Source organism: Nocardia elegans NBRC 108235, from assembly GCF_001612845.1.
Taxonomy (GTDB): Bacteria; Actinomycetota; Actinomycetes; order Mycobacteriales; family Mycobacteriaceae; genus Nocardia; species Nocardia nova.
Window position 1 is genome coordinate 64,766 of sequence record NZ_BDBF01000020.1, and the last position, 21,703, is coordinate 86,468.

The window sequence follows — 21,703 nt, forward strand, 5'->3', positions numbered from 1 at the left end:
CCTCCAGTGCACGTGCCGGCCGCAACACGGGCGGATAGTTCAGTGTAGCCGAAAATGCCACCTTAATGCAACCACTTCTGCTACCTTATCAACCTCCGTATCACCCGTCCGGAACACCGCACTCCCGCTAGGACCTCCCTGTTCCATGCGACTGTCGAGAAATACGCGCGGAAGTCACTCCTCGGGACTGCACAGTCCCCCGTCGCCGCCCAGCGACGCCGACGCCCTGACCGTGAGCCTGCACTACCTGGTCTATTACCGGAACGAGTACGAACGCTCCCGGCTGGTGGTCAAGACCCGGGCCAAGCGGGTGGTCGTATGGACCGCCGTCGCCAACGGTGTCATCGCCGTCCTCGGTACCGCGGTGGCCGTCTTCCAGGCTCCCTGGATCGGCCTGCTCAGCACGGGCCTCGCGGCGTCGATCGGCGTGGTCACCGCCTGGGACGGCTTGTATCGCCACCGCGAGATGTGGATTCAGCGCAGCGTCATCATCGGCCAGCTCCAGACACTGCTGCGCGGCGTCGAACTCCGGCGCGCTCAGCACGAGGACCGCGACGTGCTCGCCCGAGAGGCGATGATCGAACTCAATGCGATCCTCGCCGAAGATCTGGAAGCCTGGACCTCGATGCGCCGGACCCAGCCACTGGCGCGCGAAGCCGCCGACACGAGCAAGGACCGCTAGTCCCGCTCTGCTCGAATCTCGGTGATTCGATTACTTTCCCGGCGACTCGACGCCGCTCATGATGACGCCTGATCGCAGGAGTCACCGCGATCGACGGCTATGAGGGAGTCGGCCATGAGCGAACCGGGTGTGGTACCCGACCGGGAAGGTCCGGAGGCATCCGCCCCGGAACCTTCCGTCTTCCGACGGATCGGCGTCGACTGGTGGGCGGTGATCGTCGCGGGGGTCTTCGTGCTGCTCGCCGTCGCCGACGCCCTGCCGAAAATTCCGTGGTGATCCCGATGGCTACCGAAACAACCACCCCGACAACGGAATCGGTGAATCCACGCGGCGCACTGGCCTATCTGCCGGGCATCGCGCTGCTGGTGGCGGTCGGCTTGCTCGGCAAGTACACCCAGATCTGGGTGAACGACTTCGTTCACGATCACCACTGGCGCTTCCCCGATATCGAATATGTGCTCTGGGCTATCGTTTTCGGGCTGATCATCGCCAATACCGTTGGGGTGCACAAGATCTTCAAGCCCGGCATCGGCACCTACGAATTCTGGTTGAAGGCCGGCATCGTGGCGCTGGGTTCGCGCTTCGTCCTCGGGGATGTCGCGAAATTGGGTGGCACCAGTTTCGTGCTGATCCTCATCGACATGACGGTCGCGGGCGCGATCATTCTCACCGTGGCACGGCTGCTGGGCCTGTCCGGCAAGCTGGGATCGCTCCTGGCCGTGGGCACCTCGATCTGCGGCGTGTCCGCGATCGTGGCCGCGCGCGGGGCCATCCGGGCCCGCAACGCGGATGTCGGCTATGCCATCGCGGCCATTCTGACGCTGGGCGCGGTATCGCTGTTCACGCTCCCGGCCATCGGCCACGGCCTGGGGCTGACCGATCACGAATTCGGTCTCTGGGCGGGTCTGGCCGTCGACAACACCGCCGAGACCACCGCGACCGGTTACGCCTACTCCGACGCCGCCGGCAAACTGGCGGTCCTGGTGAAATCCACCCGCAACGCGCTCATCGGATTCGTGGTCCTGGGATTCGGCCTGTACTGGGCCGCCCGCGGCGAGGCCGACACCATCGCTCCCGGACTGCGTGCCAAGGCGGCCTTCGTCTGGGCGAAGTTCCCCAAGTTCGTCCTCGGCTTCCTGGCGGTCTCGGCCCTGGCCACCGCCCATTGGATCGACAAGGCGCAACTGGCCGGCCTCGCCAACCTGTCGAAGTGGGCGTTTCTGCTCACCTTCGCCGGCGTGGGTCTCAACACCGATTTCCGGGAACTCGGGCGCAGCGGATGGCGGCCCCTGGCGGTGGCGGTGGTCGGCCTGGTCGTGGTCGCGACGGTCTCGCTGGGACTGGTGCTGTTCACCGTCCGGGTCTTGCACTGGGGCGTGGTCGACTGACCCCAACCGGCGGCGGCCGACATTTCTACAAGACGCGCGGCGGCGACCTCCGGGACGGTAAGGGCATCAGCCGTCCTCAGGAGGAGATATGAAAACTGCCGCTGCCGGTCGGGCGAGACGCGCGTTGCTGCTGCTGGTCAGCGCGCTCGTCGCACTGCTCGTCGGGAACACCACAGGGGTCGCGACGGCCGCACCGGACGATTCCGTGGACCGGATGGTGCCGCTGCCGGACGGCGATATCCACGTCGTCACCAGCGGGGCACCGAGCGCACGGGCGGTGGTACTGATCCACGGGACCGGCGGCTCGGTCTCGTGGTGGGATCCGGTACTGCCCGCGCTGGCGGACTTCTACGTGGTGCGGGTGGACCTGCTCGGTCACGGCCGCTCGGCCAAACCGGACAGCGGTTACGGCATGGCCGAACAGGGACATCGGGTCGGGGCGGTCCTCGACCGGCTCGGCGTTCGGCACGCGATCGTCGTCGGGCACTCCACCGGCGGATATGTGGCGACCGAACTCGCCGCGCAACGCCGGGATCTGGTGAGCGCGATCGGATTGATCAGCACCGGATCCCGCCTGGACGCGTTCACGGACAACGGCCCGCTCGGCAACCTGCTGTTCGTCCCGCAGATCGGGCAACCGCTGTGGCCCGTGCTTCCGGACGCCGCCATTCGATACGCCATGAGCAGCGCGTTCACTCGCGACGTCGCGATTCCGCAGCAGCTGGTGGACGACTTCCACGGCATGACCTACCGCAGTATCACCGCCACCTCCGACGCATCGGATGTCTATCTGCGGGAACGGCAGGAACCCGACCGCCTCGCCGATCTCGGGCTGCCGAGCCTGGTGCTCTACGGTTCCCGGGACCGCCGGTGGCCGGCCGCATCCTTCCAGGACTACCGACGCGTGCCGGGTGTGCGGATCGAATCGCTCGACTGCGGCCACAGCCCGATGATCGAGGAGCCCGGCCCCACCGGAGAAATCCTGCGCGACTTCGCCGGTCGGCACTGAAGCCGCACGACGCGCTTTCGAGCGCCGGGAGTTCGTGACCCACATCACTGTGCGACGTGGATGAGTTCTCCCGGCGCGTTCCGTCTACCCGAATATGAGCGCACAGAGCACCGCAGCGGTGAAGGGTCCCGCGTCCTACTTCCCCGCCATCGAGAAGAAATACGGACGGCCCGTCGAGGAATGGTTCGACATCGTTCGCGGATCGGAGCTGACCAAGCATATGGAGCTGGTCGCCTGGTTGAAGAGTGAGCACGGGCTGGGGCACGGGCACGCGAATGCGCTTGTCGCGCATGTGCGCAGCATCGACAACGGGTAGGCAGCGCGGGACCGGCCCGACAGCGCGCAGGCGCCGGCCGTCGAACCGGCCCACGTCCTCAATCGGTCGCGAGAGCCGCCGCGCCCACCAGCGTGGCACCGTCGGTGATCGGGGATTTCAGGACACGAAGTTCACGGATGAAGCCGAGGCCGGCATGTTTCACCACCGCCGCCCGCAGCGGATCCCACAGCGGGGCGCCGGATTCGGCGAAACCGCCACCGATCACGACACGGTCGATGTCGAGCATCGCGGCGGCAGACGAGATGGCTTGTCCCAGAGCTGTCCCCGCGCGCGACAGCGCGGCCGCCGCGACGGCGTCACCCGCTCCGGCGGCGCGTGCCAGTTCGATCCCGGTCGTTCCCGTCCAGCCCTGTGCGCGTGCCCACCGGACCGAGGACATGCCACTCGCGACGGCCTCCACACATCCGACACCGCCGCAGGCACACGGCACATCCCAGCCGGGTACCACGATATGGCCGACGTGCCCGGCATTCCCGGTACGGCCCACGAGAACTCGGCCGTCGCTGACGATGCCGCCGCCGATTCCGGAGGAGACCGTCATCGCCAATCCGGAACGGACACCGCGTAAACCTCCGACGCGATACTCCGCCAATGCCAAGGCCGCGCCGTCGATCGCGAATCGAATATCGGCCTCGGGGAACAGTTCTCGCACCGCGGCGACGATCGGGAAGCCGTCACGCCACTCGGGAATGTTCAAGGGGGCGGTGCTACCGGCACCGACATCCACCGGGCCGGCGGCGGCGATTCCGATCGAGCTCACCTCGAATTCGCCGGTGCCACAGGTGTCGTCGGCCGATGCGGCAGCTACCACCTGCCGCAGCAGCTCGCGGCATGCTTCCCACGCTCCCCGGGACGGCACGTCGACCCGGCGCATCTGCCGCAACAGCGGCAACGATGCGGGTCGCGCTGTGGATTCGTCGTACGAAACGGACTCGATCGGCGCCGTCGCGACGGCCGCGGCGAATTTCGTCGCGCCGATATCCACAGCCAGCACGCCCATCTCGCCACCGCCTCCTCAGCGCATCACCCGATCGGATGCACGGTACCCACTCGGCGGGCGAGCGCTGTCAGGACTCCTCGGTATCCACCAGATGCTCGAACGCCCGCAGGTTCTTCAGGGACTCACCGCGCGAGACACGCCATTTCCATTCGCGCCGAATGGATTCCGCGAAACCGAGCTCCAGCAGCACATTGAAGTCGCCGTCGACCGCCTCGAGAATCTGGCCGAAGATGCGGTCCAGTTCGTCGGGGGTCACGGCATGGGTCGCGATGCGGCCGACCAGATAGATGTCACCGACCCGGTCCAGGGTGTAGGCGACACCGTAGAGGCGGCGGTTGCGGCGCAGCAGATACTTGTAGACACCCTCGAAGTTCTCGTCGGGTTTGCGGCAGACGAAGCATTCGAAGCGCACGCCGTGCTTGCCGACCGTCAGCATGACCGTCGTCTTCAGCTTGCGCTCACCGGGCAGCACCACGACGAAGGTGTCCCGGCCCTCGCGGGTGTAGTCGATCTCGCGCTCACGCACGGTGTCGTCGATCAGCTGCGCGGTCTGCGCGATGGTGTCACTCACCGGCGTACCACTCCCATCCGGCGCCGCCACAGCGCCCGCGACCTGGCTTGACTGCTCTCTGTCAGCAACGTACCCGGCATTCGCGAACGCACACCCCGATGCCCGGCCAACGCCTCGGCATAGCAGTCGAGCAACCCGTCGGCGGTGTGTTCCCAGGAGAAACCGGCCGCATGATCCACTGCGGCCGCGCCCATCCGCCGCAACCGTTCCGGATCGTCGAGCAGCCCGCGCAGGGCGGCCGCCCACTCGTCGGCCTGGTGCCCGGACACCAACATGCCCGAAACACCGTCCCGCACAGCGGTACTCAATCCGCCGACGTCGGCGGCCAGCACCGGTGTGCCGCTGGCCTGCGCCTCGATGGCGACCAGGCCGAACGACTCGTTGTAGCTCGGCACCGCGACCATATCCGCGGCCCGGTACACCTGCACCAGACGATGCGGCGGCTGCGGCGGCAGGAATGTCACCCGATCCGAGATGCCGAGCGTGGCGGCCAACTCGATCAGCGCGTCCGGGCGATCCAGACCGGTGCCCGAGGGTCCACCCACGATGAGCACCCGCAGCTTGCGTTCGGGTTCGGCGCGCAGCACCTCGGCCGCCGCGAACACGAGCACATCGGGAGCCTTGAGCGGCTGGATCCGGCCGACGAAGGCCACCACCTGCTCATCCGGCTCGATGCCGAATTCGGCGCGCGCGGCCGCCCGGTCACCGGGGCGATAGCGGGACAGATCCGCACCCGGGGGCACCACGTCGATGCGCTCGGATTCGGCGCCGTACAGCTCGACGAGCTGGCGGGCCTCCTCCGCGGTATTGGCGACCAGCCGATCCGATTCGGCGATGATCTGTTTCTCGCCGACCACCCGCGACAGCGGTTCCGGCGTATCGCCCTCGGCCAGGAATGCGTTCTTCACCGCGGCCAGCGTGTGCGCGGTGTGTACCAGCGGCACCCGCCACCGATCCCGGGCCAGCCAGCCCACCTGCCCCGACAGCCAGTAGTGCGAATGGATCAGGTCGTAGTAACCGGGCAGCTGCCGGGCCTCCTGACGCAACACCTCCGCCGCGAACGGGCACAGCTGAGTCGGCAGATCGTGTTTGTCCAGCCCCTCGAACGGTCCCGCCACCACATGCCGCACCAGTACCCCCGGCGCGGCCTCGACCACCGGCTCGTCGTTGGAGGATGTCGCACGCGTGAAGATCTCCACCTCCACGCCGCGGCGAGCCAGCTGTAGCGCCGACTGCAGCACGTAGACGTTCATCCCGCCCGCATCGCCGGTACCCGGCTGCGCGAGCGGAGAGGTGTGCACCGACAACACCGCGATCCGATGCGGACGTTGATCCGGGCGATAACTCACACACTCCAGTGTGCACGCCTCGACGCGTCAACCGTTATGCGCTCGCGCCTCGAGTGAGCGTAGTCACACCCACGGCTGGGAGGTGGTGGTGGACGGGATCACCCGAGCGAGACAACGAATTCCGTGAGCTCATCGGCGAAGCGCTGGGGATCCTCGACGAACAGGCCGTGCTGGGCGTCGTCCCAGAACGAGGTGCGCGCCTCGGGGGCGTGCTCGGCGATGTAGCGGCCGTTCTCGACGGGAACCACAGGATCGGCGGTGCCGTGCATGACGAAGACCGGAACGTCGAGGTTGCGCAGGGTTTCGGTGTTGTCGACGGTGCGGTAGAACAGCGCCTTGCGGACGCGGGGCGGGGTCGCGAGGCTGCCGCCGAACAGGCGCTGGGCGTCCTCGCCCTTGTCCCGGCCGGGCCCGGTGTTGGCGTTGCCGAAGGCGGCGAAGCCGCGCATCGCCCGGCCGGCGCTCTCCTCGAACACGTCGGGGATGGCCTTCTGCATCGCCGGCCCGGGCTGGGAACCCTCGACGCCCCGGCCGATCCCGGCCTGCGATCCGCAGTACACCACCCCGGCCACGGCGCCGGTGCCGTACGCGGTCAGATAGTCGCTGAGCACGATGCCGCCGTAGGACCAGCCCAGCAGCACGGCATCGGCGGTGATGTTCTCCGCGGCCAGCACCGCGGCGACATCGGCCGCCCAGTTCTTCGGATCGTCGTATCCGGTCTCGGGCGCATCGGAGTACCCGTGCCCGCGCAGATCGACGGCGACCACGCGGAAGGTCTCGGCCAGAATCTCCGCCGCACGGCCCCAGCACCGCAACGTGCCGGCCCACCCGTGCAACAACACCAGCGGACGTCCCTGTTCGGGCCCGGAGACCTGATACACGATATTGGTTCCGTCCGCGCTGACCACATCCCGAATCGCCATGCTCGCCAGGTTAACGGGGACGCTAGGCTCGATTCCCATGAGCACTCGTCACGCCGTCGTCACCGGAGCGAGCTCGGGAATCGGTGAGGCTACCGCCCGCGAGCTCGCGAAACAGGGCTATCACGTGTACGTGGGGGCGCGCCGGATGGACCGACTGCAGGCGCTGGCCGACGAAATCGGCGGTACCGCAATCGAATTGGACGTCACCGACGAGTCGTCGGTACGCCTGTTCACGGATGCGGTCGAACGGGCCGACGTGCTGGTCAACAATGCCGGCGGGGCGAAGGGGCTGGCACCGGTCACCGAGGCCGACCTCGACGACTGGCGGTGGATGTGGGAGACCAACGTGCTCGGCACGCTGCGGGTGACCAAGGCGCTGCTGCCGAAGTTGATCGACTCGGGTGACGGGCTGATCGTCACCGTCACCTCGGTCGCCGCCCTGCAGCCCTATGACAACGGCTCCGGCTACACCTCGGCCAAACACGCGCAGGCCGTCCTGCATCGCACACTGCGCGGCGAGCTGCTGGGCAAGCCGGTGCGGCTCACCGAAATCGCGCCGGGTGCGGTCGAAACCGAATTCTCGCTGGTCCGGTTCGGCGGCGACACCGAGCGCGCGGCCAAGGTCTACGAAGGTATCGACCCGCTGTTCGCCGCCGACATCGCCGAAATCATCGGCTTCGTCGCGAGCCGCCCCCCGCACGTCAACCTCGACACCATCGTGGTGAAGCCGCGCGACCAGGCCGACGCCGGCCGCTTCGCCCGCCGCTGAGCCGGCGCCCGGCGCGCAGCCGGACGCCACACACGACGGGCCGGTCAGCGGGTTCTAGCTGCCGCCGCGCACGGGTCCCGGCGCCACCGGAGTCGCCGATACCACCGGTGCGGGCTGGCCCTGGATCGCCGACATGGTCTTCCAGGTGTCCCAGTCGATGGTCCAGTCGTAGAGGTCGCCGTCGGCGGCGGACAAGGCGATCGACGTGCCGGTGACCTCGACCGGGTCGCCGTACATGGCCGTCGGGAAATACTGTTGGGCGTCGCTGGTGCTCAGGTTGATGCATCCGTTGGTGACGTTGGTATTGCCTTGCGCGGAGGCCGATTCCGGGTTCGCGTGGATGAATTCGCCGTTGTTGGAGATGCGTACCGCCCAGCGTTCGCGAACGTTGGTGTAGAACGGCGGATTCGACATCAGGAAGTCTTCGTACTTCTCGGTCACCACGTGAATGCCCGAACGCGTCACGTTGCGCGCCTCGTTGCCCTCGCCGTAACTGCACGGGAAGTCGAACAGCGTCGAACCGTCCCGGATCACCTGCACCCGGTGGCTGGGCGCGTAACCCTTCACGATCTGGCTGCGGCCGATGGTGAACTGCGAGGACAGATCGGAGTTGCCGTAGGCGCCGCCGCCCAGGTCCAGGCCGTACAGCTTGGCGGCGAAGGTCACCGCCGTGCCGGGCGCCCAGTAGTTGCGCGGGCGCCAGTGCGCGCGGGACCCGCCGTTCTCGTCGGGCAGCCAGGCCCAGCCGCCCTCGGTCTCCGGAGTGGTCGTGACGGTCAGCGCCTTCTCGACCGCCTCCTTGTTCTCGACGTGCTTCTTGAACTGCACGATGATCGGCGCGGCGATGCCGACCTCCTGCCCGTCACCGATGTTGATGGTGGCGGGCACGGTCTGTTTGGGGGCGAGGGTGGTGAATTTCGACTCGATCGGCACGGGCTTGTTGTCGGTGCCGACCGCCGTGCCCGACCAGGTGTAGGTGACGCCGTAGCCGAGCGGCTCGTTGACCTTGAAACTGCTCCTGTCGGGCGACAGGACGCCGGTGACCTGCTTACCGTCCGGATTGGTCAGAGCGACCTGGTCCAGGCGGCCACTGGTCACGGTCACCGAGACGGGCGCGATCGGGTTGACGTCGCCGGCTCCGTTCCCGGGCTCGAATTTCAGCTTCGCGACCGGGCCGGACTCCTTCGGTGCGGACGAACCGCTCCCGCCGCTGCCCGAACATCCGGCCACCAGCGCGGCCACCGCCAGCTGGCCGGCCCCGACCAGAACGGCCCGGCGGCCGGCAATTCCTCGAATGTTCACTTCCGCGAATTTACCGCGCCCCTCCGACAGCCCGGCCCGATCGGAACGTGGCGCCCGCCACCCGTTAGAGCTCGAGACCGACGGTCACCGGTTCGGGTTCCAGCCTGATTCCGAAACACTGTTCGACCCCCGCCCGCACGGTGCGCGCCAGGTCCACCAAGTCCGCAGCGCGGGCAGAACCCCTGTTGGTGAGGGCGAGTGTATGTTTCGTCGACAACCGGACGGGAGCATCCGGACCTGGGAAACCCTTGCCGAATCCCGCGCGTTCGATCAGCCAGCCCGCGGAGAATTTCACCCCGCCCTCGGCGGCATAGGTCGGAATAGTGATATCGCCCACATGCGCCCGGATCGCCTCGACGACGGCGGGCGCCCGATCGTGCGCCACCACAGGATTGGTGAAGAACGACCCGGCGCTCCAGGTGTCGTGGTCGGCCGGATCGAGCACCATGCCCTTGCCGGCGCGCAGGGCGAGTACCGCCTCGCGCACAGCCGCGGCCGGACGGGACTCGCCGTCGGCGGCATCGAAGGCGCGGGCCAGTTCGCCGTATCGCAGTGGGGCGCTGGCACCGTCGGGATTCACCTCGAACTCCACCGCCAGCACCACCGCCCGATCGGAATGCTTGAGCACCGAGGTGCGGTAACCGAAGCCGAGTTCCTCCGGTGCGGCCCATCGGATTTCGCCGCTGACGCGATCCAGCAGGCGAATCCGGCGCAGCGCCTGCGCCACCTCGACGCCGTAGGCGCCGACGTTCTGCACCGGCGTCGCGCCGGCCGAACCCGGAATTCCGGACAGGCACTCGAGTCCGCCGAATCCGGCGGCGACCGTCGTGGCGACCACGCCGTCCCAGTCCGCGCCCGCCTCGGCCGTCACACTGTCGGCTCCGAGCTCGACGGCGTCGGTGGCGATGCGGACGACGACGCCGGCGAATCCGCTGTCGGCGATCAGCAGGTTGGAGCCACCGGCCACCAGCAGCACCGGAACGCCCGCGGTGTCGAGCGTGCGTACCGTCTCGACGAGTGCCTCGGTGGTGCGACATTCGGCGACCGTCGCGGGCCCGCCGACCCGCAGGGTGGTCAGCCGCGCCAGCGGCACCGATTCGCGCACCTGCGCGCCGGTCGCGCTCAGCAACTCACGCACGTTGTCGAATGCCACCACTCGAGATGTCTGCACATCGAAAGACGGTAGCGTGTCACACCATGGCGACACCCCTGGCGTACACAGCTCACTACGCGCACCCCGCCGCGGCGGTGCGTGCTGCGCTCGCCGACGAGCAGTACTGGAAGGACCGCATCGAGGAGGTCGGCGGGCCCGGTGCGCGGCTGGACTCCTTCTCGGCCGACGGGGACCGGCTGCGAGTGGAGATGGTGCAGACCATCCCCGCCTCCGAACTGCCCGCCGCGATCACCTCGGTCCGCCCGGGCGATCTGATCATCCCGCGTACCGAAACCTACGAGGGCCTGTCCGGCGTTTTCGAAGCGCATGTCGAGGGCGCGCCGGCGAAGGTGCGCGGCACGGTCACCCTGACCGGTTCCGAGACCGCCTCCCAGGCCGTGGTCGACGGCTCGGTCGAGGTGACGATCCCGTTGTTCGGCAAGAAGATCGAGGCCGTGGTGGCCGAGAAACTGCTGGAACTGCTGGCCTCGGAGACCGACTTCTCCAACACCTGGATCGCCAACCACTGATCAGGGCGCTCCCCGGGGACCAGTACCCTGGTCCCCCATGGCCCGCCGACTGGACTATTCCGCTCGCTATCCGCTGCACACCACCGAAGAGGTGTACGCGGCGCTGTCCGACCGCGCCTACTGGGATGCGCGGATGGAGGAGATGCGCAAGCACTCGCCGAACGAGGTGGTCCACCTGCAGGCCGACGGCGACGGTATCGAGGTCGAGGTCCGCCATATCCTGCCGCGCGACATGCTGCCCGAGATCGCGCAGACCGTGATGCGCAAGGACCTGGTGATCACCCGCAAGGAGAGCTACGGGCCGTTCGGTCCCGAGGTGGAGGGTGAGTTCAGCGCATCGGTTCCGGCCGGCCCGGGGACGCTGACCGGCACCGTGCGATTGTTTCCTACCGAGACCGGCTGCACCCTGCGCACCTCACCCGTGGCGAAGGTCTTCATTCCGATGCTGGGGCCCAAACTCGAGCAGATGATGCTGGTCAACCTCGTGGACCTGTTCCGTGCCGAAGCCGAATTCACCCAGCAGTGGCTGGAAGAGCAGCGCCCGACGGCCTGAGTTCCGTGGCTCCACCGCACGCATGCATCACTACGATGAGACCGCCGGGCCGGACCCGCGCTGCGAATATCGGACATCTCGGCTCGGCCGGCCACCCGCACACCGCCGCAGTCCCGTCGGCCGGGGGTACGTCCAAGCCGGTGGGCGCCATCACGCGCGGAACCACCGGGATCAATCGGCTGCGCCGCAGCGACCGCTGGCTGAGCCACGATCCACTGGTCGTCGAGCGGCTGCGGTCGGCCGCGGACCCGCTGGTGGTCGATCTGGGCTACGGGGCGAGTCCGGTGACCACGCTGGAATTGGCGGCCCGGCTGCGCCGGGTTCGCGCCGACGTTCGCGTCGTCGGCTTGGAGATCGATCCCGAGCGCGTCGTTCCCGCTCGCGACGGCGTGCACTTCGCCCGGGGCGGATTCGAACTCGCGGGATTGCGGCCGGTCCTGGTGCGGGCGTTCAATGTGCTGCGCCAATACGACGAGAGCGAGGTCGCGCAGGCGTGGGCGACAATTCTCGGCGGATTGGCTCCCGAGGGACTCCTGCTCGAGGGCACCTGTGACGAACTGGGCCGCCGCTGCGCGTGGATTCTGCTCGGCCGCGACGGCCCGATCTCGCTGACGCTGGCCTGGGATCCGTTCACCGTCGGCAAACCCTCCGATATCGCCGAACGGCTGCCGAAGGCGTTGATCCACCGCAATATTCGCGGTGAACGCGTACACACGCTGCTCACAGCAGCCGACCGAGCGTGGGCGCATGCCGCGCCGATGGCGGTGTACGGGCCGCGCGTGCGCTGGCGGGTGGCGGCGGAACTGTTGCGGGAGCAAGGCTTTCCGGTGCGGAACTACCGGCGGCGGATGCGTGATTGCGTCCTGTCGGTGCCGTGGGAGTGCGTGCGGCCCGACTGAATTCGCGGTGCGCGATCGCCGGGTTCAGGCCGCGGCGAGGGCGCGGCGCACCCGTGCGGCCGCATGCGGCGGCAAATTCGCACTCGCCGAAGCGATTTCGTGCGGGATGCAGCGATGGATGGCGACCGCGTCGGCGACCACCTCGTCCAGCGCCCCCTGGCCGATCCCGGTTTCGGCGAGGTCCAGTACGGTCCGCACAGGGGTGGTCACCAGGAACGCACCGGCCGACTCCACATCACCGCGATGCAGCTCGCGGCGCAGGACGACCAGCCGCGGGGCCGCGGGCGGGCGGCCCGCACTCGCGGACAGGTGCAGGAAGCGCGGGCACAGCCGGCCCAGGCCATGCAGTTCGGCAGCGCTGTGATGGGAGACGGCGGCGGCGCCGTCGAACCAGGCCGCCCACATCGCGTATTCGTCGAGCGGGCCGTCCGGCCAATCGGCCATGCGCAGAATGCCGAGGCCGGCGCGGATCACGGAACCGTCGGCGAGGGCGCCTCGGATCCGGTGCTCACAGCCGGCACGCAATACGATGCGCGTGGTGAAGTATCCGGCATGCCGATCGGCCAGCCGGCGCAGCACCCACCAGCCTTGCTCGGAATCCCCCGGTCGGTGCGCGGCCGCGGCGTCCTCTGCATCGTGCGCGGACATGGGATCAGGTTACGCCGGACCGCTGTGCCTCATGTCACAATCGCGTCGGCACTGCATGACAAGCCTCACAGGCTCCACAGAGCGGGCTCAGAAAGCTCGGGAAGAATCGGTTGCCATGACCACTCCGGACACCGCGGTACCCGCTCCCGCACCGGCGGGTGAACCCAAACGCCGCAACGGGCGGCGGATCGCACTGATCGTCGGTCTCGTCGTGCTGCTCGCGCTGGTCGGCACCGCGGCGGGCGCCGAAACCTATCTGCGCCACAAGAATCAGCAGTGCATGGCCTCCCAGGTCGAGAAGGAGCTGGGGTCGAAGGTCGATGTGGGATTCGGGCCGAAGCCGTTACTGCTCACCGCCGTCGACCACAAGGTCCAGTACATCACCGTCGACAGCGACGACGCGAAGTTCGGGCCCGCCGTGGACATGAAGGTGCACGCCCGGCTCAACGACATCACCCTGCTCGACGGCGGGCGCGGCGGCGCGAAGGTCGGCAGCAGCTCCGCCGACGCGACCTGGAGCAACGAGGGCATCGCCCAGACCCTGACCGGGCTCGTCTCCGGCGTGGAATCGGATCCGGCCGGCGGCACCCTGGACGTCAAGGTGCTCGGCGGTATCGCCGATCTGAAGCTTCAGCCGCACATCGTGGACGGCAAGATCGAGGTCAGCACGCAGTCGGCCTCGCTGCTCGGGCTGGGCCTGCCCACCGATCTGGTCGACAGCATCGTCCAGTCGATGACGCAGAGCCTGCAGAACTACCCGCTGGGTATGCAGCCGACCAGCGTGAAGGTCACCGACAACGGCATCTCGGTATCGCTGCGGGGCGGCCCGACCACCCTGCAGGGCGGTGGCGACACGGAGATCCGCTGCTGATCGAGCCGCGAGGTGCTCGGGTACAGCGGGACCGGCACCTCATCGGCGCCGCTCGCGGGCTCTACTCCGGGAAGCCGGCGAGAACATCGGCCGAGCGGGACAACCCCAGCCGGGTCGCACCGGCGGCGATCAGTTCGGCGGCCGCGGCGGCGGTGCGAATTCCGCCGCTGGCCTTGATGCCGAGCCGCCCGCCGACGGTCTCCCGCATCAGCCGCACGGCCCGTACCTCGGCGCCGCCCGCGGGGTGGAATCCGGTGGAGGTCTTCACGAAATCGGCGCCGGCGCGTTCGGCGGCGCGGCACACCTCGACGATCGCCGCATCGGACAGCGCCGCGGACTCGATGATCACCTTGAGCAGCGCCCTATCCTCGACCGCCTCGCGGACGGTGACGATATCGGCGAGGACGGCGTTGTAGTCCCCCGCGACGGCCGCGCCGATGTCGATCACCATGTCGACCTCGGCCGCGCCCTGCTCTACCGCGAATCTCGCCTCGGTGCCCTTCACCAGAGAGTGGTGTTTGCCGGAGGGAAAGCCCGCGACCGTGGCGACGACCAGCCCGGGCGCGGTCACCGGCAGCATCGACGGGGACAGGCACACCGCGTAGACACCCAGTTCACGAGCCTCGGCGATGGTGTTCGCGACGTCGGCGGCGGTCGCCTCGGGGGCCAGCAACGTGTGATCGATCATCGCGGCGACCTGGGCGCGGGTGTAGGCGGTGGGAACGGTTTCGGACATGGGGACCAAGTCTGGCACAGCCCGCGAGCGTTCCAGGCCGCCGAGCGCTCGCGATCCGATGTGGCCCGCGAATTCGCTTACCCCGGACCGGCTTTGCGGCTCGCTGCCCGGGCGGCGTGATCGAACCGCGTGCGACCTGCGAGGATCGTGCCCATGAGTGGCACCGCGTCAGCCGATGATCGGCGTTTCGTCCTGAGCCTGGGCTGTCCCGACCGACCGGGCATCATCGCCCGCATCACCTCCTTCATCGCCGAGTTCGGCGGGTCGATCGTGGAGGCCGGTTATCACTCCGATCCCGATACCGGCTGGTTCTTCACCCGCCAAGCCATCGCGGCGGCGACCGTGCCGTTCGGCATCGACGAGTTGCGTGAGCGATTCACCGTGGTGGCCGCCGAACTGGGCCCGCAGACCGACTGGCAGCTGCTGGATTCCGGGCGTCGTCGCCGCGCCGTCCTGCTGGTCAGCCGCGACGGGCACTGCTTGCACGATCTGCTCGGCCGGGCCGCCAGTGGCGAGTTGCCCGCCACCATCGAAGCGGTGATCGGCAACCATCCGGATCTGGGCGAGATGACCCGTGCGCACGGTATTCCGTTCCACCACGTGCCCTTCCCCGCTGATCCGGCCGAACGCGGCCCGGCCTTCGAGCGGGTGCGCGAGCTCACCGACGCCCACGATCCGCACGCGGTGGTGCTGGCGCGGTTCATGCAGGTGCTGCCGGCCGAATTGTGCGAGCACTGGGCCGGGCGCGCGCTGAACATCCACCACAGCTTCCTGCCCTCGTTCGTGGGGGCGCGGCCGTATCACCAGGCCTTCGCCCGCGGCGTGAAGCTGATCGGCGCCACCTGCCATTACGTCACCGCCGACCTGGATGCGGGGCCGATCATCGAACAGGACGTCAGCCGCATCGACCATGCCGACACCGTGCGCGACATGGTCCGGCAGGGCCGCGACATCGAACGCGTGGTGCTCGCGCGCGGACTGCGCTGGCACCTGGAGGGGCGGGTGCTGGTGCACGGGCGGCGCACCGTGGTCTTCTCGTAGCCGGTCTTCTCGTAGCCGGTCTTCTCGTAGCGACGCGGCGGGCCAAGACCGGGCGCCCTTGACCGGCCTTGGCGGACAACACGATTCAGCATCGTGTTGCCGTCCTCGCCGCGCGGAGCCGGCAGAGCGGCTCCACTACGACAGGTCTTGTGGCGACTTCCCGATCCGAACGTGGGTCACCAGGATGCACCCGCGCCGCGAGTACGTCCAGCCCCGGCGGGCAGTCGCCGGGCGCTCAGCCCGCCACCGCACGGCGGCCGAAGCGAGTGGCCTCGATCAATCGGCGCAGTTCGGCGTTGAACTCCGCGCTCGCCTCGATATTCGCCAGATGTCCGGTGGCGAAGACCGAATAGCGATCCAGATTGCCCGCCGCGGCGAGCTCGTCGGCGATCTTGCGCGACATGCTCTCCGGCAGCAGATTGTCGTAGGCCCCGGCCACGACACTGGTCGGGATGCACAGATTCGCTGCGGCGCCGTGAATTTCGAGTTCGATCAGCGCCAGCGCGTACTTCGCCCGCACCAGCGGACGGCAGGAGCGCACGATCGAGAGCCCGAAGTCCACCTGATCCGCTGTGGCGTACCGATTCATGATGCGCGCCTTGAAGATTCCGCGCACCGGAGCGCCGGCCGGGAACGGCACGGGCTGACCGAACAAGGCGCGCCCCAGCCAGTCGGGGGCCGGGACGATGTCGTTGAAGATCGGCAGGACCCGGGTTTCGGCGGCGATGTCGCCCGCCGTCGTGGTCAGCAGCAGGGCCGCGCTCGCGCGCTGCGGCACCTGCTCCGGATGGAATTTGGCCCAGGCCTGAATCGTGATGCCGCCCATGCTGTGTCCCACCAGGACGGCCTTACGTCCCGCCGGCACAACCGCATCCAGGACTGCGCACAGATCGTCGGCCAGCTGTTCGGCGTCGAACCGGCCCGTCCCCAGGGTGCTGGCGCCGTGACCGCGCTGGTCGAACGCGATCACGCGGTGGTCGCGGGCGAAGGAGTTGATCTGCGGGTTCCAGTATTCGAGGCAGCAGGACCAGCCGTGCACGAAAACGATCACGTCGCCGTCGGCAGGGCCGTACGCGTGTACCCGCAGCCGGGCGCCGTCGGTCGTCGTGACCGAGACGACCTCGGCGTCGGGCGCGCAGTTCAACTCGGCCGTGCGGTAGGTACGCGAACGCATTTTCGCGCGGTATCCGCCGGTCAGAGCGCCGATGCCGGTCCAAAGGTCGGCAACGTTCTCGGGCAGGTTCACCAGCATGAGCACTCCTTTGTGTCCTACCGCACGTTACCGCGCTAGCAACGGTGCTTGCTAGTGCAAGCAGTGAAGAATTTCCGGTTTCGCACTTTTGTCCGGCGAAGCCGCACTTCAGCGCTGCCCACACCCCCACAGAGCCGAATACCCATTCCGCCCAACGGCATTCACATCCGCCGGCGCAACGTCCCACTACCCGCTTCTATCGTCCGGCGCCACGGAAGTGCTACGCCGAATTCGCCAGGCGATTGCCAAACCGGCTAGGCGGTCGCCTCGCGTACGTGCCGCGAGGCATACATCTCGGCTAGCACCTCGGCGAGTTCATCGTTGAACGCCTCGTATGCCTCGACGTTGCCGAGGTGGCCGGTCGGCAGTTCGACCAGCTTGCGGAACGCGCCGACCGAGCGCAGTTCCTCGGCCAGGCGCTCGGAGTGCACCGGCGGCGTCATATCGTCCGCCGAACCGGAGATCACCGTGGTCGGCACGGTCACACAGCGGGTACAACTCTGCAGGGCCAGTTCGGCCAGCAGGAAGCCGAAGCGCGAACGCACTCGCGCCGGGCAGGAGCGCACGATCGCCAGGGCGAAATCGACCACCTCACCGGCTGCGGCCAGAGTCATGATCTGGCGGCGGAAGATCCACTTCACCAGCCGGATCGGCGGGAACACCACCGGCAGGCCGAGTCCGAGGCGGCCGATCGGGAACGGCAGCGCGAGCGGCCCGCGATTGAAGCGCGGCACCACGGTGGTCTCGGCGATCAGGTCACCGGAGGCGGTATTGGCCAGCACCACCGCATCGGCCCGCTCGGCGACCTGCCGCGGATACCGGCCGGCCCAGGCCTGAATGGTCATTCCGCCGAGACTGTGCCCGACGAGGACCGCGCGCTGACCGTGGCGCAGCGTGGCATCCAGGACGGCCGCGAGGTCGTCGGCCAGCAGATCGGTGGACAGCGGTGCGGTGCCGGATTCGCTCTCGCCGTGACCGCGCTGGTCGTAGGCGATCACCCGGTATTCGCCGGCGAAGGCGTTGATCTGGGGATTCCAGTATTCGATGCAGCAGGTCCAGCCGTGCGCCAGCACGATCGCCTCGCCGTCGGCGGGGCCGTAACTGTGCACGCGCAGCCGGGCGCCGTCGGACGCGGTCACCGTGGCCACCTCACACGGCACCGCCGGGGAATTCAGTGCGGGCAGGTCGTAGGAGCGGGTGCGCAGTGCGGCGCGATGGGCGGCCGGCAGCCCGCGAAGACGCTCCACGATCCCCGCCACCGTGCTGGGCAACGTTGCCTGCATGAGAACACTCCTTTGTGTGTTACCGATCGATACAGTAACCCGAAGGAGTGGGTGCTTGCTAGTGCAAGCGCGGGTTCGCTATTTCACCAGCGCGGACCGCGCTGAATTTCGTCGACCTTCGGCCGCACATCGGCCAGATAGATACCCGTGGCGATCACCGCGGCGATCCCCAGCAATCCCACCGGCGTGCGGGCGAGCAGCAGGAAACCGAGGGCGACCGCCAGAATGGACACCCAGATCGGTTTGGTGAGTTTGTCCACGGCCGTGAACGCGTCGGCACGCTGCCGGATCGCATGCACCAGCGCGAAGATGGTCGCGGCCATCGCGGCGAGCCAGAGCAGCCACAGGATTGCACTAGTCAGCTGGTACACAGCACCCATGATAGAAGCAACGCCCGCATGCGGCAGTGCGCATGCGGGCGTTGCGGGATCCGGTACGACCCGGATCCGTGTGACGGTTCCGGATTACCCCTCGGCCGGTCTTTGCTGCGGCCGAATTACTTCTTGGCCGGAGTGGTCTTCTTCGCGGCGGTGGTGGTGGTCTTGGCCGGCGCCTTCTTGGCGGGGGCCTTCTTCGCCGGGGCCTTCTTGGCCGGGACGGGCTCCTCGGCGGCAGCCTCGGTGGTCACCGCGACGACCTCGGCGTCGACGACCGCGGCGGCCTCGTCGGCCTGCTCGGCCGCTTTGCCCAGAAACCCGCGAGCCTGATCGGACACCTTGGTCAGCACATCCTCGGCGCGGGTGACGACATCGGTGTAGATGTTCTCCACCTTGTCGAAACGCTCGTCGAAGCCGGGGTTGGAACGCAGCCGGTCGACGGTCTCCTCGCCGCGCACGGCCAGATCCGAGTACAGATCCACCAGCTGGCGGTAGTACTGGTCGACCAGCTTGCGCAGCTCCTCCGGGGTGAACTTCTCGCGCAGTTCGGCGAGGTCGTCCGGCAGTTCGGAGGGCAGTCCGGTCAGGCGGCCGCGCAGCGTCTCGATCTGGTCCTGCACATCGGCCGGCAGATTCGACAGGCGCTCGCGAGCCTCCTCGACGCGGGAGTTCACATCGACGGTGGCGGCGCGGTCGCGGACGCGGTCGACGATGTCGTTGACCGCCGCGTAGAGCGCGTCACCGGCTCCGACGGTCGCGTAGATCGGCTTGGTCACAGTGACGTTGGGCTGGGTCATGGTTGTTCGTTCTCCTGGCGTGGCGAGATTTCGGTAGTACTGCCATCGGTGGCATGGTGCGGAACCTCGTTGTCCCTTGGGCTTTCGGGTGCACCGCCCCTCGGGCTCTCGGGCCCACCGCCCCTGCTCCCCCCTGGAACGCCCCCCTCGGATTCCCCCTGAACGGATTCCGAGACGTTCCCTCCGTTGTCGTTCCCCCCGTTTTCGCGGCGGAACGATTCGTAGATGTCCAGGAGCACCTGCTTCTGCCGCTCCGTGATGTCGGTATCGGCCAGCAGTGCGTCCCGCACCGGGCTGTGCTCTCTCTGTTCGAGATAGCCGGCCCGGACGTACAAGACCTCCGAAGACACGCGCAGACCCTTGGCGATCTGCGTGAGTACCTCGGCGGACGGGTTGCGCAATCCGCGCTCGATCTGACTCAGGTACGGATTGCTCACCCCCGCCAGCTGTGCGAGCTGACGCAACGAGACCTGAGCGGCCTCCCGCTGCGCCCGGATGAAGCCTCCGATGTCGTGCGCCGCGTTGGCTACGCGACCCACCCGGTCTCCGGGAACCGCAGACGTCTCTGTGGTTTCCCCCGTGTTCCGATCAGAAACCTCTGGTTCCTGTGCCATCACACTGCTCACCTTCCGGCGGTTGTACGGTCGATTCTAAATGAGGGTGCTAACTCTTGCAAGCACCCCTGTTAGCACTATTTCAGCAAACTTCGGGCAGCGGCCGTCAGAAGCCTGGGAAGAGTAAATGCGATACGGCGTAAATCGCCAGGCCGGCAAGTGATCCGACCACCGTTCCGTTGATCCGGATGAATTGCAGATCGCGCCCCGCTTGCAATTCGATCTTGCGACTCGCCTCATCGGCATCCCAGCGGGCAACCGTGTCGCTGATCAAGGCCGCGATCTCGGAACCGTAGTTGGCGACGAGATATCTCACACCGCGTTCGACCCAAGCGTCCACTTGTTTTGTCAGTTCGGGTTCGTCGACCAGACGCTGACCCAACTGCTGCACATTCTCCGAGATCTTGCGGCGCAAGGTGCTGTTCGGATCGTCGGCCGATTCCAGGATCATCCGTTTGGCCGCACGCCAGGTCGCGCGCGCCATTCCGGTTATTTCCTCGCGGCCCATGATCTCGGCCTTCACCCGTTCGGCCTTGGCGATCATCGCCTCGTCGTACTGCAGATCGCGGGCGAAATCCTCGAGAAATCGGTTCGCCGCCAATCGCACTTCATGATCGGGTTGTGAGCGAATCTTCCAGGTGAATTCCACCAATTCCCGGTAGATCTTCTCCGAAAGCAGGATATTGGCGAATTTCGGCGCCCACGACGGGGCATCGCGCATGACGATCCGGTCCAGGGTCTCCTGACTCGCCAGCGCCCACTGGTGGGCGCGTTCGGCCAGCAGATCCAGCAACGGCTCCTGCCGGTTCTCGGCCAGCAGTTCGGCGAGCACCCGCCCGATCGGCGGCCCCCACTGCGGTTCGGCGATGCGCTTGACGATGGTCTGGTCGATGATCTGCTCGACATCGGAGTCGCGCAGCGCGCCGATCACCGCACGCAGAATGGTCGACGACTCCTCCGACACCCGCGCGGCGTGCCGGGAATCGGCCATCCACGTCCCCAGGCGCAACGAGATCTGCGCCGAATTCACCTTCGTCGCCACGGTGTCGGGCGAGAGGAAATTGGTGCGGACGAAATCGCCCAGGCTGGTGCCGAGTTGATCCTTCTTCTTGCGGATGATCGCGGTGTGCGGAATGGGCAGGCCCAGCGGATGCCGGAACAGCGCCGTGACCGCGAACCAGTCCGCCAGCGCGCCGACCATGCCGGCCTCCGAGGCCGCGCGCACGTAGCCGACCCAGCTGCCGCCGATATCGTTCGAGCCGAGCCAGCAACACACCAGATAGACGACCGTGGCCGCCGCCAGGAATCCGGTCGCGACCATCTTCATCTTGCGCAGATCGCGTTTCTTCCCGGATTCGTCCATCAGGTCGGCGAACGAAGACGGTGGTTCGGGCGCGCCCCGCGCCGAGGACCGTGTGGCATTTCCCACTCCGGGCCGGGTGTCGGGGTGCGCGTTCGCTTCCGCCAGGACGGGGGCGCTGCCGGCAGATTGCTCCATATCCCCATTCTGGCCGGAATATCGGCGTCGCCGACGTGCGCCCGCTCACCCCGCGCCCGCGCCCGCCTCGGGCGAACGCCCCCGGGCCGAGAGCCGGGCCACTCGCGAACCGGGAACATCA

General features: G+C 67.9%; 25 protein-coding genes. 11 read left to right on the forward strand and 14 right to left on the reverse strand.

From position 1 onward, the window contains the following. The first annotated feature begins 145 nt into the window (after positions 1-145). From NE2_RS16145 to NE2_RS16160, 5 genes are all read left to right on the forward strand, one after another. Entirely contained in the window at positions 146-682 is a 537-nt protein-coding gene (locus tag NE2_RS16145) for an SLATT domain-containing protein (RefSeq protein ID WP_146098765.1), read from the forward strand. A 114-nt stretch (positions 683-796) separates the two neighbouring features. Then, positions 797-958 carry a hypothetical protein gene (locus tag NE2_RS36280; RefSeq protein ID WP_167356747.1) on the forward strand — a complete coding sequence of 54 codons (162 nt, stop codon included), beginning with the start codon at positions 797-799 and terminating at the stop codon, positions 956-958. A 5-nt stretch (positions 959-963) separates the two neighbouring features. Beyond that, the gene (locus tag NE2_RS16150; RefSeq protein WP_063027041.1) at positions 964-2,070 is read left to right on the forward strand and encodes a YeiH family protein; all 1,107 of its coding nucleotides are present in this window, start codon (positions 964-966) and stop codon (positions 2,068-2,070) included. Between the two features lie 88 nt (positions 2,071-2,158). After that, positions 2,159-3,079 carry an alpha/beta fold hydrolase gene (locus NE2_RS16155; protein WP_063026962.1) on the forward strand — a complete coding sequence of 307 codons (921 nt, stop codon included), beginning with the start codon at positions 2,159-2,161 and terminating at the stop codon, positions 3,077-3,079. Positions 3,080-3,173: 94 nt separating this feature from the next. Next, complete coding sequence (locus tag NE2_RS16160; RefSeq protein WP_063016274.1) at positions 3,174-3,395, forward strand: DUF4287 domain-containing protein; 222 nt, start codon at positions 3,174-3,176, stop codon at positions 3,393-3,395. 58 nt (positions 3,396-3,453) lie between these two features. Here NE2_RS16160 and NE2_RS16165 read toward each other — a convergent pair whose 3' ends face one another. The 4 genes from NE2_RS16165 to NE2_RS16180 all read right to left on the reverse strand — a co-directional run bounded on the left by NE2_RS16165 (position 3,454) and on the right by NE2_RS16180 (position 7,259). Then, positions 3,454-4,416 carry an ROK family protein gene (locus NE2_RS16165; RefSeq protein ID WP_063026964.1) on the reverse strand — a complete coding sequence of 321 codons (963 nt, stop codon included), beginning with the start codon at positions 4,414-4,416 and terminating at the stop codon, positions 3,454-3,456. Positions 4,417-4,483: 67 nt separating this feature from the next. Further along, entirely contained in the window at positions 4,484-4,987 is a 504-nt protein-coding gene (locus tag NE2_RS16170) for a type III secretion system chaperone family protein (RefSeq protein ID WP_369801564.1), read from the reverse strand. Continuing rightward, positions 4,984-6,336 carry a D-inositol-3-phosphate glycosyltransferase gene (mshA, locus tag NE2_RS16175; protein ID WP_063016270.1) on the reverse strand — a complete coding sequence of 451 codons (1,353 nt, stop codon included), beginning with the start codon at positions 6,334-6,336 and terminating at the stop codon, positions 4,984-4,986. The genes NE2_RS16170 and mshA overlap by 4 nt, the downstream gene beginning before the upstream one ends. A 98-nt stretch (positions 6,337-6,434) precedes the next feature. Continuing rightward, positions 6,435-7,259, reverse strand: a complete 825-nt coding sequence (locus NE2_RS16180) for an alpha/beta fold hydrolase (RefSeq protein ID WP_063026966.1) — start codon at positions 7,257-7,259, stop codon at positions 6,435-6,437. 37 nt (positions 7,260-7,296) lie between these two features. On the opposite strand from NE2_RS16180, the gene NE2_RS16185 reads away from it, so the two are divergent. After that, positions 7,297-8,028, forward strand: a complete 732-nt coding sequence (locus tag NE2_RS16185; RefSeq protein ID WP_063016266.1) for an SDR family NAD(P)-dependent oxidoreductase — start codon at positions 7,297-7,299, stop codon at positions 8,026-8,028. A 54-nt stretch (positions 8,029-8,082) separates the two neighbouring features. On the opposite strand, the gene NE2_RS16190 is transcribed toward NE2_RS16185, so the two are convergent. Both NE2_RS16190 and NE2_RS16195 read right to left on the reverse strand, forming a co-directional pair. Further along, positions 8,083-9,324 carry a L,D-transpeptidase gene (locus tag NE2_RS16190; RefSeq protein ID WP_373862255.1) on the reverse strand — a complete coding sequence of 414 codons (1,242 nt, stop codon included), beginning with the start codon at positions 9,322-9,324 and terminating at the stop codon, positions 8,083-8,085. Between the two features lie 70 nt (positions 9,325-9,394). Further along, positions 9,395-10,486 carry a UDP-N-acetylmuramate dehydrogenase gene (locus NE2_RS16195; protein ID WP_084494087.1) on the reverse strand — a complete coding sequence of 364 codons (1,092 nt, stop codon included), beginning with the start codon at positions 10,484-10,486 and terminating at the stop codon, positions 9,395-9,397. A gap of 41 nt (positions 10,487-10,527) precedes the next feature. On the opposite strand from NE2_RS16195, the gene NE2_RS16200 reads away from it, so the two are divergent. The 3 genes from NE2_RS16200 to NE2_RS16210 all read left to right on the forward strand — a co-directional run bounded on the left by NE2_RS16200 (position 10,528) and on the right by NE2_RS16210 (position 12,465). Further along, the gene (locus NE2_RS16200; RefSeq protein ID WP_063026970.1) at positions 10,528-11,013 is read left to right on the forward strand and encodes a DUF2505 domain-containing protein; all 486 of its coding nucleotides are present in this window, start codon (positions 10,528-10,530) and stop codon (positions 11,011-11,013) included. A 37-nt stretch (positions 11,014-11,050) separates the two neighbouring features. Then, positions 11,051-11,566: a DUF2505 domain-containing protein gene (locus NE2_RS16205; protein ID WP_063026972.1), complete on the forward strand. Its 516-nt coding sequence runs from the start codon at positions 11,051-11,053 to the stop codon at positions 11,564-11,566. Between the two features lie 140 nt (positions 11,567-11,706). Continuing rightward, on the forward strand, positions 11,707-12,465 hold the full coding sequence (locus NE2_RS16210) for a hypothetical protein (RefSeq protein ID WP_063026974.1): 759 nt from the start codon (positions 11,707-11,709) through the stop codon (positions 12,463-12,465). A 24-nt stretch (positions 12,466-12,489) separates the two neighbouring features. Here NE2_RS16210 and NE2_RS16215 read toward each other — a convergent pair whose 3' ends face one another. Beyond that, positions 12,490-13,113, reverse strand: coding sequence for a hypothetical protein (locus NE2_RS16215; RefSeq protein WP_063026976.1), 624 nt, complete (start codon positions 13,111-13,113; stop codon positions 12,490-12,492). Between the two features lie 115 nt (positions 13,114-13,228). Between NE2_RS16215 and NE2_RS16220 the strand changes: the two genes are divergently transcribed. Beyond that, complete coding sequence (locus NE2_RS16220; RefSeq protein ID WP_063026978.1) at positions 13,229-13,984, forward strand: LmeA family phospholipid-binding protein; 756 nt, start codon at positions 13,229-13,231, stop codon at positions 13,982-13,984. Between the two features lie 61 nt (positions 13,985-14,045). On the opposite strand, the gene deoC is transcribed toward NE2_RS16220, so the two are convergent. Next, the gene (gene deoC, locus NE2_RS16225; protein ID WP_063026985.1) at positions 14,046-14,720 is read right to left on the reverse strand and encodes a deoxyribose-phosphate aldolase; all 675 of its coding nucleotides are present in this window, start codon (positions 14,718-14,720) and stop codon (positions 14,046-14,048) included. Between the two features lie 153 nt (positions 14,721-14,873). Between deoC and purU the strand changes: the two genes are divergently transcribed. Then, positions 14,874-15,761: a formyltetrahydrofolate deformylase gene (gene purU, locus NE2_RS16230; RefSeq protein ID WP_030516159.1), complete on the forward strand. Its 888-nt coding sequence runs from the start codon at positions 14,874-14,876 to the stop codon at positions 15,759-15,761. 235 nt (positions 15,762-15,996) lie between these two features. Here the strand turns inward: purU and NE2_RS16235 are convergent, their stop codons facing one another. The 6 genes from NE2_RS16235 to NE2_RS16260 all read right to left on the reverse strand — a co-directional run bounded on the left by NE2_RS16235 (position 15,997) and on the right by NE2_RS16260 (position 21,447). Beyond that, positions 15,997-17,013, reverse strand: a complete 1,017-nt coding sequence (locus NE2_RS16235) for an alpha/beta fold hydrolase (protein ID WP_063027045.1) — start codon at positions 17,011-17,013, stop codon at positions 15,997-15,999. Between the two features lie 254 nt (positions 17,014-17,267). Further along, positions 17,268-18,296: an alpha/beta fold hydrolase gene (locus tag NE2_RS16240; protein ID WP_063026987.1), complete on the reverse strand. Its 1,029-nt coding sequence runs from the start codon at positions 18,294-18,296 to the stop codon at positions 17,268-17,270. Positions 18,297-18,379: 83 nt separating this feature from the next. Beyond that, positions 18,380-18,676, reverse strand: coding sequence for a DUF2516 family protein (locus tag NE2_RS16245; RefSeq protein ID WP_030516156.1), 297 nt, complete (start codon positions 18,674-18,676; stop codon positions 18,380-18,382). A gap of 116 nt (positions 18,677-18,792) precedes the next feature. After that, positions 18,793-19,470 carry a hypothetical protein gene (locus NE2_RS16250; protein ID WP_063026989.1) on the reverse strand — a complete coding sequence of 226 codons (678 nt, stop codon included), beginning with the start codon at positions 19,468-19,470 and terminating at the stop codon, positions 18,793-18,795. Next, on the reverse strand, positions 19,467-20,084 hold the full coding sequence (locus tag NE2_RS37100; protein ID WP_063026991.1) for a helix-turn-helix domain-containing protein: 618 nt from the start codon (positions 20,082-20,084) through the stop codon (positions 19,467-19,469). The genes NE2_RS16250 and NE2_RS37100 overlap by 4 nt, the downstream gene beginning before the upstream one ends. A gap of 106 nt (positions 20,085-20,190) precedes the next feature. Further along, entirely contained in the window at positions 20,191-21,447 is a 1,257-nt protein-coding gene (locus NE2_RS16260) for a DUF445 domain-containing protein (RefSeq protein WP_106958645.1), read from the reverse strand. Positions 21,448-21,703 lie beyond the last annotated feature (256 nt).